18 protein-coding genes are annotated in these 14,288 nt (G+C 66.1%); 12 read left to right on the forward strand and 6 right to left on the reverse strand.

The features are described from left to right. Positions 1-5 precede the first annotated feature (5 nt). Positions 6-650, reverse strand: coding sequence for a DUF2461 domain-containing protein (locus AADH62_RS12035; RefSeq protein WP_341579670.1), 645 nt, complete (start codon positions 648-650; stop codon positions 6-8). 44 nt (positions 651-694) lie between these two features. On the opposite strand from AADH62_RS12035, the gene AADH62_RS12040 reads away from it, so the two are divergent. From AADH62_RS12040 to surE, 5 genes are all read left to right on the forward strand, one after another. After that, entirely contained in the window at positions 695-904 is a 210-nt protein-coding gene (locus tag AADH62_RS12040; RefSeq protein WP_341579671.1) for a hypothetical protein, read from the forward strand. 164 nt (positions 905-1,068) lie between these two features. Continuing rightward, a complete protein-coding gene (locus AADH62_RS12045; protein WP_341579672.1) occupies positions 1,069-2,613 on the forward strand; it encodes a DHA2 family efflux MFS transporter permease subunit in 1,545 nt (514 codons plus the stop codon). Positions 2,614-2,710: 97 nt separating this feature from the next. Further along, the gene (locus tag AADH62_RS12050) at positions 2,711-3,259 is read left to right on the forward strand and encodes a type 1 glutamine amidotransferase domain-containing protein (protein ID WP_341579673.1); all 549 of its coding nucleotides are present in this window, start codon (positions 2,711-2,713) and stop codon (positions 3,257-3,259) included. 11 nt (positions 3,260-3,270) lie between these two features. Further along, complete coding sequence (locus AADH62_RS12055; protein WP_341579674.1) at positions 3,271-4,272, forward strand: PfkB family carbohydrate kinase; 1,002 nt, start codon at positions 3,271-3,273, stop codon at positions 4,270-4,272. Next, a complete protein-coding gene (gene surE / locus AADH62_RS12060; RefSeq protein ID WP_341579675.1) occupies positions 4,269-5,015 on the forward strand; it encodes a 5'/3'-nucleotidase SurE in 747 nt (248 codons plus the stop codon). Before AADH62_RS12055 ends, surE begins: the two co-directional genes overlap by 4 nt. A gap of 20 nt (positions 5,016-5,035) precedes the next feature. On the opposite strand, the gene AADH62_RS12065 is transcribed toward surE, so the two are convergent. The 3 genes from AADH62_RS12065 to AADH62_RS12075 are packed head-to-tail and all read right to left on the reverse strand — an operon-like array spanning position 5,036 to position 7,971. Continuing rightward, on the reverse strand, positions 5,036-7,411 hold the full coding sequence (locus AADH62_RS12065) for a phosphoketolase family protein (protein ID WP_341579727.1): 2,376 nt from the start codon (positions 7,409-7,411) through the stop codon (positions 5,036-5,038). Next, complete coding sequence (locus tag AADH62_RS12070; protein WP_341579676.1) at positions 7,395-7,649, reverse strand: hypothetical protein; 255 nt, start codon at positions 7,647-7,649, stop codon at positions 7,395-7,397. Before AADH62_RS12070 ends, AADH62_RS12065 begins: the two co-directional genes overlap by 17 nt. Then, a complete protein-coding gene (locus tag AADH62_RS12075) occupies positions 7,636-7,971 on the reverse strand; it encodes an ATP-dependent DNA ligase (protein WP_341579677.1) in 336 nt (111 codons plus the stop codon). The genes AADH62_RS12070 and AADH62_RS12075 overlap by 14 nt, the downstream gene beginning before the upstream one ends. A gap of 251 nt (positions 7,972-8,222) precedes the next feature. Here AADH62_RS12075 and AADH62_RS12080 point away from each other — a divergent pair, with 251 nt between their 5' ends. The 4 genes from AADH62_RS12080 to AADH62_RS12095 all read left to right on the forward strand — a co-directional run bounded on the left by AADH62_RS12080 (position 8,223) and on the right by AADH62_RS12095 (position 10,312). Beyond that, complete coding sequence (locus AADH62_RS12080; protein WP_341579678.1) at positions 8,223-8,633, forward strand: hypothetical protein; 411 nt, start codon at positions 8,223-8,225, stop codon at positions 8,631-8,633. Next, on the forward strand, positions 8,630-9,052 hold the full coding sequence (locus AADH62_RS12085) for a hypothetical protein (RefSeq protein ID WP_341579679.1): 423 nt from the start codon (positions 8,630-8,632) through the stop codon (positions 9,050-9,052). The genes AADH62_RS12080 and AADH62_RS12085 overlap by 4 nt, the downstream gene beginning before the upstream one ends. Positions 9,053-9,125: 73 nt before the next feature. After that, a complete protein-coding gene (locus AADH62_RS12090) occupies positions 9,126-10,016 on the forward strand; it encodes an SDR family oxidoreductase (protein WP_341579680.1) in 891 nt (296 codons plus the stop codon). 29 nt (positions 10,017-10,045) lie between these two features. After that, a complete protein-coding gene (locus AADH62_RS12095; RefSeq protein ID WP_341579681.1) occupies positions 10,046-10,312 on the forward strand; it encodes a DUF7218 family protein in 267 nt (88 codons plus the stop codon). On the opposite strand, the gene AADH62_RS12100 is transcribed toward AADH62_RS12095, so the two are convergent. Beyond that, positions 10,287-10,448 carry a hypothetical protein gene (locus AADH62_RS12100; RefSeq protein WP_341579682.1) on the reverse strand — a complete coding sequence of 54 codons (162 nt, stop codon included), beginning with the start codon at positions 10,446-10,448 and terminating at the stop codon, positions 10,287-10,289. The genes AADH62_RS12095 and AADH62_RS12100 overlap by 26 nt on opposite strands. Positions 10,449-10,611: 163 nt before the next feature. Here AADH62_RS12100 and AADH62_RS12105 point away from each other — a divergent pair, with 163 nt between their 5' ends. The 3 genes from AADH62_RS12105 to AADH62_RS12115 are packed head-to-tail and all read left to right on the forward strand — an operon-like array spanning position 10,612 to position 13,953. Further along, positions 10,612-11,997, forward strand: a complete 1,386-nt coding sequence (locus AADH62_RS12105; RefSeq protein ID WP_341579683.1) for an ABC transporter substrate-binding protein — start codon at positions 10,612-10,614, stop codon at positions 11,995-11,997. Continuing rightward, a complete protein-coding gene (locus tag AADH62_RS12110; RefSeq protein WP_425355683.1) occupies positions 11,963-12,973 on the forward strand; it encodes a carbohydrate ABC transporter permease in 1,011 nt (336 codons plus the stop codon). The genes AADH62_RS12105 and AADH62_RS12110 overlap by 35 nt, the downstream gene beginning before the upstream one ends. Further along, positions 12,970-13,953, forward strand: a complete 984-nt coding sequence (locus AADH62_RS12115) for a carbohydrate ABC transporter permease (protein WP_341579685.1) — start codon at positions 12,970-12,972, stop codon at positions 13,951-13,953. The genes AADH62_RS12110 and AADH62_RS12115 overlap by 4 nt, the downstream gene beginning before the upstream one ends. Positions 13,954-13,963: 10 nt before the next feature. Here AADH62_RS12115 and AADH62_RS12120 read toward each other — a convergent pair whose 3' ends face one another. Further along, entirely contained in the window at positions 13,964-14,281 is a 318-nt protein-coding gene (locus AADH62_RS12120; protein ID WP_341579686.1) for a hypothetical protein, read from the reverse strand. Positions 14,282-14,288 lie beyond the last annotated feature (7 nt).

Here is a 14,288-nt window from a genome sequence, read left to right on the forward strand (position 1 = left end):
TGCCGTCAGCGGGCCTCGGGATCTATGGCGATGTTCGCGTGCAACCAGTCGCACCACACCGATACGACGTGCCAGGCCGCACGGATCTCATCCAAAGCGTCCGGCGTCCACATCCAGTCGTCAGGTTGCTCTTCTCGCCCGATGGCCAGGTGGCGAAGCCGCAGCAGATCGATGCGGGGGTGATCGACAGAGAACCCCCGAGGCGCGGTGCGCAGCTCGTCATCACGCATCGGCTCGAAGCCGCCGGCGCGAACCTCGGCGAGGGTGGCCTCGAGATCGGGCGCCGTCCGGGCATCATCGACGAGCGACCGGAACGCCGCCAGCTGTGGGGGCGAGGGCTGATACATCCCGCCGCCGATCAGCAGCCCGGATGCCGACAGCTGCAGGTAGTGCGCGGCTGAAGCGCGAGTGACGAGGCCGATCTGGAGCTTGTAGGGCGACTTGTCGGCGCTGAAGCGCACGTCACGATACGGGCGGAAGATCTTCACAGTGCCGAACTCCGGTTCGAGTTCCTCAGCCAAGGCCTCGAACGGACCGGCGACGTTCTCGGCGAAGCGCGACTTCTGGCTCTGCCACCACTCCTTGGTGTTGTTCACCGCCAACTCATCGAAGAAGGCCAGGGCATCAGGATTCAGGCCGTCGAAGCTCACGCCTGGAGCATAACCCCGGGCGGTGACACCGGTAGGCTGTGACCATGACTGCGAACGACGGCGCCGGCACTGGACACGAAGACCTGGACGCGCTTCGCAAGGAGATCGACGAGCTGAAGTCGATCCCCGAGGAGCAGCTGATCTCCCCCGCCCCGGCCGACCTGCTCGATCGGGAGCCCACACCGCACCCCACCAATGCGATCGGGTCCGAGCAGTGGGACAAGTCGGTGGACGAAGAGACTCTCGACGACTGAGTCCCGTTCCACGCGGGAGTAGTTTCTTCCGCCCCGCGGGAATCGAATGTCGGTTCCCGCCGTTATCGTGAACGTCGCCACCTCGCGTGGCTCTCGTGCGCCCGCTCTCGGCGTCCCCTCTTTTTCGACTCGACGACACGCGCCCTGATAGTGAGGACCCGCCCGTGGCAGCGACCAATGTAAACCCGCAGACCGGCTCGATCCCGGTCATCCCTGCCGGACCCGACTCCGCGACGCCGGTCCCGGGGCTGAACCTGCGCCCCGAGGAGAGCCGGATCATCTGGCTCCTGCTGTCTGCGGCGTTCGTCGCGATCCTCAACGAGACCACGATGGGCGTCGCGATCCCCCACCTCATCGTCGATCTCGGCATTACCGCGGTGGCTGCCCAGTGGCTGACGACGGCGTTCATGCTCACGATGGCGGTCGTAATCCCGATCAGCGGCTTCCTCCTGCAGCGCTTCACGACCCGGCAGGTGTTCCTCGCCGCGATGACCCTCTTCTCGACCGGAACCGCTGTAGCGTTCATTGCGCCCGGCTTCGAGATCCTTCTCGTCGCTCGCGTCATTCAGGCCTCGGGCACGGCGATCATGATGCCGCTGCTCATGACGACGCTCATGACCATCGTGCCGCCGCACGCACGCGGTCGGATGATGGGGCGAGTCAGCATCGTCATCGCGCTCGCCCCGGCCATCGGCCCGTCGCTCTCGGGCCTCATCCTCGACTCCCTCGGCTGGCACTGGATCTTCGGCATCGTTTTGCCCATCGCGATCGCCGCTCTGGTGGCCGGCGCGATCTGGATCCGCAATCTCGGCGAGACCACCCGCGCACCAATTGATGTGCTGTCTGTGATCCTGTCGGCGTTCGGGTTCGGCGGCCTGGTCTACGGCCTCAGCCAGATCGGTGGCGCGGCAAGTCACGGCGGATCGCAGACTGACGCCGCAGCTGAAGCCGGGTCCACGATGACCCTGGTGATTGCGATCGCGGTGGGCATCGTCGCACTCGCGCTGTTCGTGTGGCGCCAGCTTGTGCTGCAGCGCAAGGATGACGCGCTCATGGACCTGCGCGTTTTCCGTTCTCTGAACTTCTCCCTGTCGATCGCTCAGATGGGCGTCCTCTCGATGGCGTTCTTCGGGGCGATCACCGTGCTTCCGCTCTACCTCAGCCAGGCTGTCGGAGCGACGGCGCTGGAAAGTGGTCTCCTGCTGCTGCCGGGGTCGCTCGCCATGGGCTTCGCCGGGCCGATCGTGGGCCGGATCTACGACGCCTCGGGCACCCGCGTGCTGCTGGTTCCCGGTGCGATTCTCGCTGTCGTCTCCCTCTGGGCGTACGCGAGCTATGGCGCAGACACCTCCATCTGGGTCATCCTCGTCACGCAGATCGTGCTGTCGCTGGGTCTCGCGCTCTCGTTCACGCCGCTGTTCACCGCGTCTCTCGCCTCGCTCCAGCCGCGGTTCTACTCCTACGGATCGGCGGTTCTCGGCACCGTGCAACAGGTCGCGGGCGCTGCGGGCGTGGCGGTCATGGTCACGACGATGTCGGCAATCGCCGCCTCCGCCGTCGAAGCGGGACTCCCGGCCAACGAGGCGGCAGCGGCAGGCGCACGCGGCGCTTTCCTCGTGTCGGCGATCGTGGCGCTTCCGATCCTCGTCGGGGCCTTCATCATCCGCAAGCCCGCTGACCATCCCGAGGGTGTCATCGCCGCGCACTGATCCTTAGCGAGCGAGTCTCCTGCGTGCAAGCCCCTGGCCCCGAGGTCAGGGGCTTCGTACCGTCGCTGTACGCACACACGCATAAGGGAGGATCACTATGTCGCATCTCACGGACAAGACCGTCGCATTCCTGGTCACCGACGGTTTCGAAGACAGCGAACTGACCTCGCCCTGGGAGGCCGTCACCTCACACGGTGCGACGGCGCGGCTGGTTTCACCGACCGGCGACAGCGTCACCGGCAAGAACGGTCACCAGCAGAGCGTCGACATCGACAGCTCCGTCGCCAACGCCGCGGACTTCGATGCTCTCGTGCTGCCCGGCGGCGTCGTCAACGCCGACCATCTGCGCATGGATGCCGCATCCTGCGGCTTCGCGCGCGACTTCTTCGAGCAGCACAAGCCGGTCGGGGTGATCTGCCACGGCGCATGGACTCTCATCGAAGCGAACGTCGTCGAGGGTCGCACGCTCACCAGCTACCCGAGCCTGCAAACCGACCTGCGAAACGCGGGCGCGAACTGGGTCGACGAGGAAGTCGTCGTCGACCAGGGCCTCGTGTCCAGCCGCACGCCCGATGACCTTCCCGCCTTCAACGACAAGCTCGTCGAAGAGATCGGCGAGGGTCGGCACGAGGGCCAGACGGCCTGAGGAGCGCATCGGTGAACAGCGCGACGGTGTTCGCACCGTCCCCGACTCTGACGGTCACGATCGAGAGTCATCCCTCCGGCGACGATGTCCATCTGCACGCCGGCGGTCAAGGGGTCTGGCAGGCACGGATGCTGACACTGCTCGGCGTCGATGTGACGCTGTGCGCTCTGTTGAGCGGCGAGAGCGGCCTCGTCATCCGGACTCTCCTTGAGCGGGAGGGAATCACGATCGATGCCATCGAACGCGGCGACCGCGGCTCCGCCTACATTCACGATCGCCGGGATGGGGAGCGTCGCACGATCGCTGAGCAGCGGGCGACGACCCCGGGCCGGCACGAAATGGACGAGCTGTATTCGCTGACCCTCAGCCGGGGGATCGAAGCGGGCCTCGTGGTTCTCAGCGGTCCGCCCCACGACGAGATTCCCGGAGAGATCTACCATCGTCTGGCTTCGGACCTGCGCCGCGGCGGAGCGACGGTTGTGGTGGATCTCGCCGGTGGACGCCTGGATGCCGCGCTGCGCGGTGGCGTGAGCGTCTTGAAGCTCAGCGATGAGGAGCTTGCCGCCGATGAGAGCGACGGATCGACTGCTGATCTGGCGGAGCGGATGAGTGAGTTGCGCTCGCGAGGGGCGGAGACAGTGATCCTCACGCGGGCAAGCCAGCCGGCGCTGCTCCTGGATGCCGAGGGCCTCGCCGAGATCGCGGTGCCGCGCTTCGAGATCGCCGACCATCGCGGCGCCGGCGACTCTCTGACCGCCGGAGTCGTCGCGGGAATCGCGCGCGGCGAGACTGTTCGCCAAGCCGCGACGCTGGGCGCCGCGGCGGGGGCGCTCAACGTCACGAGGCACGGATTGGGCACGGGCCACCGTGATGCGATCGAGGGGCTGCGCGCGCAGGTGAGCGTTCGTGTCGTGGAGTCGGCGGCAAGTCCTGCCGACCGTCGCGTGACTCCCGACGACCTCGCCGCCATGACAACTCCGGAGGAGACCGGGAAGGGCAAGGCGGCCCGATGACCCGCATCCTGATCACCAACGACGACGGAATCGACGCCGACGGTCTCGCTCCCCTGGCGCGGCGGTTTCATCGAGCGGGATTCGACCCGGTGATCGCCGCGCCGGCGTCGCAGTCAAGCGGGTCGAGCGCCTCCATCATGGCGGCGCAGTCCGACGGGCGTATCCGCGTCGAGCGACGTGAGCTCGCCGACGCGGCTGGCGTGCCCGCGCACGCGGTGCACGCCGGACCGGGTCTGATCGCGCTCATCGCCGCTCGGGGCGCCTTCGGCGAGCCGCCGGATGTCGTGATCTCGGGCATCAACCACGGCGCGAACGTCGGACGCGCCATCCTGCACTCGGGAACAGTGGGCGCGGCACTCACGGGGGGCCTGCACGGCTCGCGAGCGATCGCTGTGTCACTGGATGTCGGCTTCGCGCCCGAGACGTTTTGGTGGGAGAGCGCCGTGACGGTGGTGGATGACCTGCTGCCGTACCTCATGACCGAGCCCGCTGGCACGATCTTGAACGTCAACGTCCCGAATACAGAGCGTCCGCGCGGGATCGTCGAAGCGGAGCTTGCTCCGTTCGGCATCGTTCAGACGACGTTGGCCGAGCGTGATGAGCACCACATCAGCCTCGCCGTCGAAGATCTTCCGAATCGACCAGAGCCCGGCACCGACGCAGCGCTTCTTGCCGATGGGTGGGCGACGGTCACGAGTATCGCGCCGGTCTCCGGCGTGCCGTTGAGCCGCGCGCTGGTCTGATCACCCCAGACCCGTCCCGCTCATGCGAGCGCCGGGTCGTCGACACCGAAGCACCGCAGGCGGTCTGTCGCATGCTCCCGCCGACGTGCCAGGACTGCGAGCGCCTCGGCTCGTTCGCCCTCACCCATGCGGCACCGTTCGAGAACGTCGGCAGCGAGGGTGAATCGATCGATCTCATTCTGAAGCAGCATGTCGAAGGGCGTCGTGGTCGATCCCCGCTCCTGATAGCCACGCACCGTCACGCCCGCTGTGACCGGGCGGTCGAACAGCAACTCCTTGATGAGGTGCGGGTACCCGTGGAACGCGAAGACGATCGGCAATCCCTCGCCGAACAGGGTGGCGAACGCGTCATCGTCAAGGCTCTGCGGCTCCCCCGCGCGGAGGCGCAGCAGATCAATGACGGTGACCACGCGAAGTCGGACGGATGGCGCCAGCTCTCGCACCAGTTTGCGCGCGGCATCCGCTTCCTGCGTCGGGACGTCGCCCGCACACGCCAAGAGGACGTCGGGCTCCTCGTTGCCGTCCGCGCCGGTGGCGACATCTGAGGCCCCAGGCAGGATGCCGACCCCATCCGCGACGAGCCGGCGGGCGGCGTCGAGGGAGAACCACTGGTTCTCGGGCTGCTTGCCCGCCACCACGACGTTGATCCGGCCGGGTTCGGTGAAGGCGCGCTCCATCGTGACCAGAAGCGTGTTCGCGTCGGGGGGAAGCGAGAGCCTCACGATGTCGGAGCTTTTGCGGGCAGCGAGGTCGAGGAAGCCCGGGTCCTGATGCGTGAAGCCGTTGTGGTCCTGGCGCCAGACATGGCTGGAGAGGAGATAGGTGAAGCTTGCCAGCTCGGCACGCCATGGATAGGTGGCAGCGGCTTCCAACCACTTCGCATACTGATTGAACATCGAGTCGACGACGTGGACGAACGCCTCGTACGAGGTGAACAGCCCATGGCGCCCGGTGAGCACATAGCCTTCGAGCCATCCCTGACACAGGTGCTCGCTGAGGATCTCCATGACCCGGCCCTGGGTCGCCAGATCTTCATCGACACCGCGCTTTTGCTCGTTCCACTGCTTCGCGGTGGCGGGGAGCACTCCCTGCGCGAGCCGATTCGAGCGCAACTCGTCGGCCGCGAAGATCCGAAAGTCGCGGGGGTTGAGCCGCACCAGTTCGCCGAGCCACTGGCCGAACACGGTCGTCGCCGACGCCTCACCCTCACGGTCTGCGCGCTGGAGAGCCTCGTCCGCCAGTTTCGGCATCCGAAGAACTCGTCGGCGCAGGCCGCCGTTCGCGCGCGGTGAGCCGCTCATGGTGGCTCCCATCGGCTCCGGGACCAGTTCCCGCACCTCTCGCATGGGAACTCCGCGCTCATCGAAGAGCTCGTCGGGGCGGTAGGAGCGAAGCCATCGTTCCAGCTGAGCCAGGCGCTCCGGAGAGGAAGCGACGTCCTCGAGCGGGACCTGGTGCGACCGCCACGTTCCCTCGACAGGCTCACCGTCCACCTCCTCAGGACCGGTCCAGCCCTTGCGGCTGCGAAGCACGATCATCGGCCATCGCGGGGCCGGCTCGGACTCTGCCCCTCCCGCGCTGCGCGCACGACGCTGGATCTGCGCGATGAGATCGAACGCGCGGTCCAGGGCGTGGGCCATGACACTGTGGATCTCGACCGGATCGGTGGCGTCGCGAAGATCGACGACGATCGGCTCGTGACCGTGGCCACTCATGAGGTCACGCAGCTGATGCTCCGGCATCCGATCCATGACCGTGGGGTTGTCGATCTTCCAGCCGTTGAGGTGCAGAATCGGCAGCACTGCGCCGTCGGTCCGTGGATTGAGGAAGCCGGCCGACTGCCAGGATGCCGACAGTGCCGCGGTCTCTGCCTCACCGTCGCCGATGACACAGGCGACGACCAGGTCCGGGTCATCGAGAGCCGCACCATACGCGTGCACCAGCGAGTATCCGAGTTCGCCACCCTCCTGGATCGATCCCGGAACGTGCGGAGAGGTGTGACTCGGGATGCCTCCGGGAGCCGAGAACCGCGAGAAGAGCTCCCGCATGCCGTCCTCGCTGCGTGGCATGTCGGGGTAGGTCGCACTCCAGGTCCCCTCCAACCAGCTGAGCGCGTTCATCGCGGGCCCGCCGTGGCCGGGACCGGCGATGAAGAGCATCTCGGTGCCGCGTTCGGCGATGATCCGGTTCAGGTGCGCGTAGACAAGCGTCAGGCCCGGAACGGTGCCGAAGTGACCGAGCAGTCGGGGCTTGATGTGCTCAGGTTCGAGTGGACGCTGCAGCAGAGGGTTATCGCGCAGGTAGATCTGCCCGACACTCAGGTAGGTGGCTGCCCGCCACCACGCATCGAGGCTGACGAAGGTATCCTTCCCGGCTTGCTCAGTGATCGTCGTCAGAGCTCCACTGTCCGTTACCGGCGACCTCGAGGTCGTCGTCGGGCACGGGAATCAGCGCTATGGGAACGCCCGGGGAGAGCAGCAGATAGGCCTCGCGGCGCATACCTTCTCCGTCGTTCACCCGGAGCCAGCTCGGTCCGCCGGTCGTGCCGTCAGCGACTTCCTGGCGCACATCCTCGAACTCGCGTCCGCCGACGCTATAGAGCTCGCCGCCGTACACGATGTCAATGCGCTTCATTGTTACCTCCGGGCACCGGGTCACCTTCTCTGGGTTCGGGCACCACGTACAGGCCGGATGGGGAGTTCGCCGTGTAGGCGAGGGCCTCGACCCACGCCATGTTCAGCTGCGGGCGCCTGCCGCCGTAGAACTTGTAGACCAGCGAGCAGCGAGGATGAACCCACACGGTGGTGCGGCCGTCTCCGATGCTGGCGTCGTCCTTCCACGTGAAATGAAAGGCTTCGTTGCGCCTCAACTTGGTTCCGATGACCACCTGAAGGTGAGCCAACGTGCGGTCGTCGAAATCGACTTTGACGTTTCCGTCGTAGATGAACTTTCCCATTCCGCTCCTTCTCCCATGTGTGGTGTCGCCCGAAACATCGGGAAACCCCGTGGTGCGGATCTCAGCAACCGTGGCACGGTTCGACCGCGCGCGCGAGGGCATTGACCACGACCCCCGTTATCCCCTATGACGAGAGCTGCGGCTCTCCTGTCTCACGCCCGTCGCGATGGCACGCTGAGGCTTCTCGCACAAGCCCCGCGACACTCCTTTCCATCCCCGTTTACTCTCGGGCCCGTCGCGAAGGAGGTCGTATGTCCGATGCTATCCAACCGCTTTCCGCCATGGCAGAGCGCATCCGGCGTACCGTCGCCATTGCGGTCACCGCGGTCCTCACGGCGGCCGTGTTCGCCGGGCTCCTCCCCGGGGCGAGCATTTTTCTCGGACTTCTCAGCGCGGACCCACTCTTGACTGTCGCGCGGATCACGCTCGCCGTCGCTCTTCTCGATGGGCTGCGCAGATCCGACTCCACACTGCGCGTGCGGCTGCGCTGGGTGGGCTTCACTGCAGGCGGCTTCGCGCTGGTGGCACTCGCTGACCGGCACGCCTTCGGTTTACTCCCCCATGGCGTGATGCCGCCAGAGGTCGCGGTCGCAGCAGCGACCTCAGCCCTCTGTCTCACGACCTCGGCCCTCGATCCCACCCCCCGGAGGAACGCTTGGTGATTCACGCCGCCGATCTCGGCATCCATCTCGACCGCGGCACCGGGCAAGCCATGTACCGGTGGCTCGTCGCAAGCATGCTCTTCGGCCGGCCAGTGCAGCAGTCCGTGGGCGCCGACGCGTATCGCGCGCTGATCGATCGCGGACTGACCAGCCCCCCGAAGTACGCCGAGCTGGGGCGCGAAGAGTTGCGCGCAATCCTCGACGACGCACATTACGCGCGGATTGACTACATCATGACGGATGAGTTGCACGAGGTGATGGCGACAATCGTCGACGAATACGGAACCGTGTCGAAAATGGTGCGCACGAGCGGTGACCGCGACGAACTCGTTCGTCGGCTCACGGCGATGAAGGGCATCGGGCCCAAGACCGCCGAGATCTTCCTTCGTGATCTGCCGGAGGACGTGCTGCCCCGGTAGTGCCCCGTACTCTCGCCGGGACGGATGGTCAAGTCCCTCGGGTGCCGGCGAGTATCCGCTTTATCGTCGCCGCATGACTTCGAACGACGCATCCCAGGACCCTCGGACCGCCCATACCACCGATGATTTCCCCGAGCAGGAGCAGCAGCAGCCGGGACTGGAGACCCAGATGACTCCGACGCCGGATCATGGCGAGGAGTCGTATGTCGGACACGGACGGCTCGCCGGACGCCGCGCCCTGATCACCGGCGGCGACTCCGGAATCGGCAGGGCTGTCGCTATCGCCTTCGCCCGTGAGGGCGCGGATGTCGCCATCGTGTCGCTGCCGGAAGAGCACGAGGATGCTGAGAAGACCGTCGCGCTCATCCGCGACGCGGGTGCGCGCGCGGCCTCCTTCAGCGGTGACGTTCGCGACGAGGGGTTCGCCGAGAAGATCGTCGCCGACACTGTGGCCGAGTTCGGCGGGATCGACATCCTGGTCCTGAACGCCGCTTACCAGCGCGACCGCGACAGTCTCGCCGAGCTCGAAACCGCCGAGTTCGACCGGACGTTCCGCACGAATCTCTACGGCTTGCTCTTCTCGGCGCGCGCCGCCATGGAGCACCTGGATGCCGGTTCGGCCATCATTGTGACGTCGTCGATTCAGGCCTTCGATCCCTCGCCGGGCCTGCTCGACTATGCGATGACCAAGGCGGCGCAGGTAGCTTTCGTGCGTGCCATGGCGCAGGACCTCGGGCCCCGCGGCATCCGGGTCAATGCTGTGGCCCCCGGTCCCATCTGGACCCCGCTCATCCCCGCGACGGACTTCGATGAGGAAAAGCTCACGACCTTCGGCAGCGACACCCCGCTCGGGCGCGCCGGGCAGCCCGCGGAACTTGCGGGCATGTACGTCTACCTCGCGAGCGACGAAGCCTCGTACGTCTCAGGCGGCGTCTTCCCGGTCACGGGAGGACGTGCGCTCTAGCCAGGACCGGACGACAGAAAAGAGAAACCATGCCTGGACGACGAAACTCCAGCCTGAAGGACCCGGAGCTGTACGAGGAACTGCGTGAAGACGGGGCGTCGAAACAGAAAGCGGCCCGCATTTCGAACGCGGCAGCCAACCGAGGACGCTCGAACGTCGGCCGCAAGGGCGGCGAATCGGGCAGCTACGATGATTGGACCGTCGACGAGCTCAAGAAGCGCGCGAAGGAACTGGGACTGAGTGGCTACTCGTCGATGCGCAAGAAGGAGCTCATCGACGCCCTGCGGAACCACTGAGGTTCGGCACGACCCTCACGACCGCGCCCAGCACGGCGGCCAGCAGCGAGACGAGTTCTGTCACGAGGATGCCCAGCACCGTGGTGATCGCGGCGATCACTGCTGCCCAGATTCCCGCGGTTCGCAGAGCCTTCATGTGCCCAGGGTAACCCTCGCGTGAGCGTAGCCGCGCGGTTACGCCCACTCAGTGTTGGTGTCAAGCCCGCGGAGAGAAACGCTTCTCGGACTTAGCGTCGGGCTATTGCCCACTTCTCGGCGCGCTGCCCTCGGGCGCGCACCGTCCGACAGCGAGGAGTCTCATGCGAGCATCCACCACCTACACGCTCGGCGCCGCGGGTCTCATCACCGCAGCCCTCACCATCTCGGGGTGCGCGGTCGGAACCGGAGGCACCGGCGACGGTGACGCTTCCTACGACCAGAACGCGCAGCTCAGCGGCCAGGTGAGCGTCATGGGATTCTCGGGCGTCGATGAGGTTGCGACCTCCCGCCTCTCGTACACCGAGGAGCTCCTCAGCGGCGTGGATGTCTCCCTGATCGAGGGCGAACTCGATATGCAGCAGTTCCTCTCGGCGGTTGCGACGGGCTCGCCGCCCGACGTCGTCTACGCAAACCGCGACCAGATCGGGTCGCTTGCTGCTCGCGGCGCCATCCTGCCCCTCGACTCGTGTATTGAGGGAGAGCAGATCCCGACGGATGACTATGTTCCGGCGGCGCTCGATCAGGTGACACTCGAAGGCCAGGTGTACGGCATCCCCGAGTTCAACTCGGTGCAGGTGACGATGGCCAACGCCGATCTGCTCGAGGGGGCCGGCCTGACGGTCGACGATGTGAACGGTTCGGACTGGGATGCCGTGACCGCAGCCACCGAAGCGCTCATGCAAGGCGGCGGCGGCTCGCTCAGCGTCATCGGGTTTGACAGCAAGCTGCCGGAGTTCTTCCCTCTGTGGGCACGGGCGAACGGCGCCCAGCTGATCTCGGACGACGGTCGCACCGCGATGCTGGATGACCCGGCCGCGGTCGAGGCGCTCGAGTGGGCATCCGAGATCTACGAGCTTCAGGGCGGGTTCAGCGCCGTCAAGGCCTACCGCGATTCGGCCGACTTCTTCGGCAGCGGCAACCAGTTCGCGAGCGGCACCCTCGGCGCCATGCCGATGGAGCAGTGGTACATCAACGTGCTCAACGACGTGTCACCCGACGCTCCGATGGCCTTCGACACCGTGCACGACCGCGACGGGGAACCGCTCGCCTACGCCTCCGGGTCTGCCTGGGCCATCCCGTCCGGCTCCGACAACCCCGAAGCAGCATGCCGCTTCGCGCGAGGCATGACATCGATGGATGCCTGGATGGTGGCGGCGAACGCTCGCCTCGAGGCACGCGAAGCCGAAGGAAAGCCCTTCACCGGCATCCTGACCGGAAACGCGGCAGCCGATGCGCGCATCCGCGAGATGACCACATCCGTGGGTGAGCCATGGGACTCCGGGATCGCGGCGATGTACGAGGCCAACGACAACACGTTCTCGCTGCCGGCGAACCCGGCAGACGCTGAGTTCGAGACCGCCCTGTTCGACGCGATCAACCGCGTCCTGAACGGACAGGCCGAGCCGGCGGACGCGCTCACACAGGCTCAGCAGACGGCCCAGCAGGCACTGGATGCGGGGTGGGCTTCGATCGACGAGGAGCGGTGAGGTGGCTAGCGCACGAACTGCAGCTCCCGCCATCGCCTTGCCGCCGCTGACACCGGACCGGGCACGGTCGCGGCGGCGTGCCCGTCGGCGCAACGCCACTGCCGCCGTCTTGTTCCTGAGTCCCTGGCTGCTCGGCTTCGGCGTGTTCACCGCGTGGCCGCTGATCTACAGCGCGTACCTGTCGCTGACCGATTACGACGTCATCAACGATCCGGGTTTCGTCGGATTCGACAACTACGTGCGGCTGTTCTCGGATCCGAAGATCGCCCTGGCACTGGGAAACACGGTGCTGTTCACCGCCATCCAGGTGCCCCTGTACATCATCGTCGCGCTCATCCTGGCGCTCCTCCTCAACCGCGCGGGACGTAGCGCCGGGTTCTTCCGCACGATCTTCTTCCTGCCGAAGATGACACCGCCGGTCGCCGTGGGTGTGCTGTTCCTGCTCTTGTTCAACGGCCAGAACGGGTTGATCAACGTCGTGCTGAGCTGGTTCGGAATCGACGGTCCGTCGTGGACGACCGATCCGGCCTGGGTAAAGCCGGGGCTCATCATCATGAGCCTGTGGACGATCGGCGCGTCGGTGATCATCCTGCTCGCGGCCCTCCGAGGCGTCCCGGATGATCTCTATGACGCGGCGAAGATCGACGGGGCGGGATTCTGGCGGCAGTCTCTATCGGTGACACTTCCCCTGATCAGTCCCGCGGTCTTCTTCATTGTGGTCGTCAACACGATCGCGGGGCTCCAGACGTTCGATGAGGCCTACACGGCCTTCTTCGGCGCCGGCAACACCACGTACGGCAACGACGCTGCCCTCTTCTACGTGATCTACCTGTTCCAGCAGGCTTTCGAGTTCCTGCACATGGGCTACGCCTCAGCGATGGCCTGGTTGTTGTTTGTGCTGATCATGATCGTCACCATCATCCAGCTCGTGGTCTCGCGACGCCTGGTGTACTACGAGGCGGAGGACGCCCGATGACCCACGTACTGCCTCCCCCGAGTGGCCCCGAAACTGAGGCCCAAGATGCCCCGGTCGTCGAGGACGAGGTCTGGACTGCTGCAGGCGCCGAGCAGGAGCCGGATGACGATCCCAGGCCAGCGCAGCCCCGCGAGCACAGCCGACGCCAACCACGGGGGTTCGCTGCCCGGATCGGCATCATCGCGGCCCTTTGCGTCTTGGCCGTCATTTTCGCCTACCCCTTCGTGTGGCTCGTCAGCGCGTCGTTCAAGCCTCGGGGGGAGGTCTTCGACAATGCGCTCATCCCGAACACCTTCACGCTCGAGAACTACATCACCGTGTGGCAGGAGGCACCGCTCGCGCTGTGGATCCTCAACACCGTCATCGTGACAGTCCTCGCCGCTGTCGCGGTCACCCTCTCGAGTGCCATGGTCGCGTGGGGGTTCGCGCACTACCGGTTCCGGTTCCGTGGAGCACTGTTCGGTCTCGTGCTCGCGACGATGATGCTCCCTGGCGCCGTCACGATGATCCCGACATTCCTCATCTGGAACTCCGTCGGAGCCGTCGGCACCCTGTATCCGCTGTGGGCCCAGAACCTGTTCGGGAGCGCCTTCTACATCTTCCTGCTCCGCCAGTTCATGTTGGGACTCCCCCGCGACCTCTTCGATGCCGCTCGGGTCGATGGCGCAAGCGCCTGGGCGGTGTTCTGGCGCGTCGCGCTTCCCCTCACTCGTCCGGCACTTGCCGTCACGATGGTGTTCGAAGTGCAGGCGGTGTGGACCGACCTCATGCGTGCCCTCATCTACCTGCGCGATTCGACGACCTTCACCATCCCGCGCGGTCTGAAGTGGCTCATCGACGCCTACGGATTCGGCGGCGAGTGGCACTGGGAGATCATCGTCACGGCCAGTGTGATCGCCACGGTCCCCATGATCATCGTGTTCTTCTTCGCGCAGCGTCAGATCATCGACGGGGTGAGCGCCGGCGCAGTCAAGGGCTGAAGGACCCCGCTCAGAGTTCGAGGGGCCAGGCCTCGTCCGGCGGGGCGCCGCGAACGCCATCGAGGCGCTGCTTGCGGGCTTCGATCTCTTCGAGCGCATCCTGGTCCGGTTCGATGGTGATACCTCCGGCGACGGATTCGACGACGAACCCGGCGGCTTCGTTGAGAAGCAAAGTGACCGTGACCGGGTTACCCTCCGCGCTCACGGCGGGAACTGTGACAGCATCCGCAGCTCGGTGCTCGCTGAGCACGCGGGCGTAATCGATCAGGGCATCGGCAGTGTCGTCGTGCATGAAGAGCGACCTACCGGCATAGTGCACTTGCTTCATGGCGCGA

This window comes from Microbacterium schleiferi (assembly GCF_038150145.1).
Lineage (GTDB): Bacteria > Actinomycetota > Actinomycetes > Actinomycetales > Microbacteriaceae > Microbacterium > Microbacterium schleiferi_B.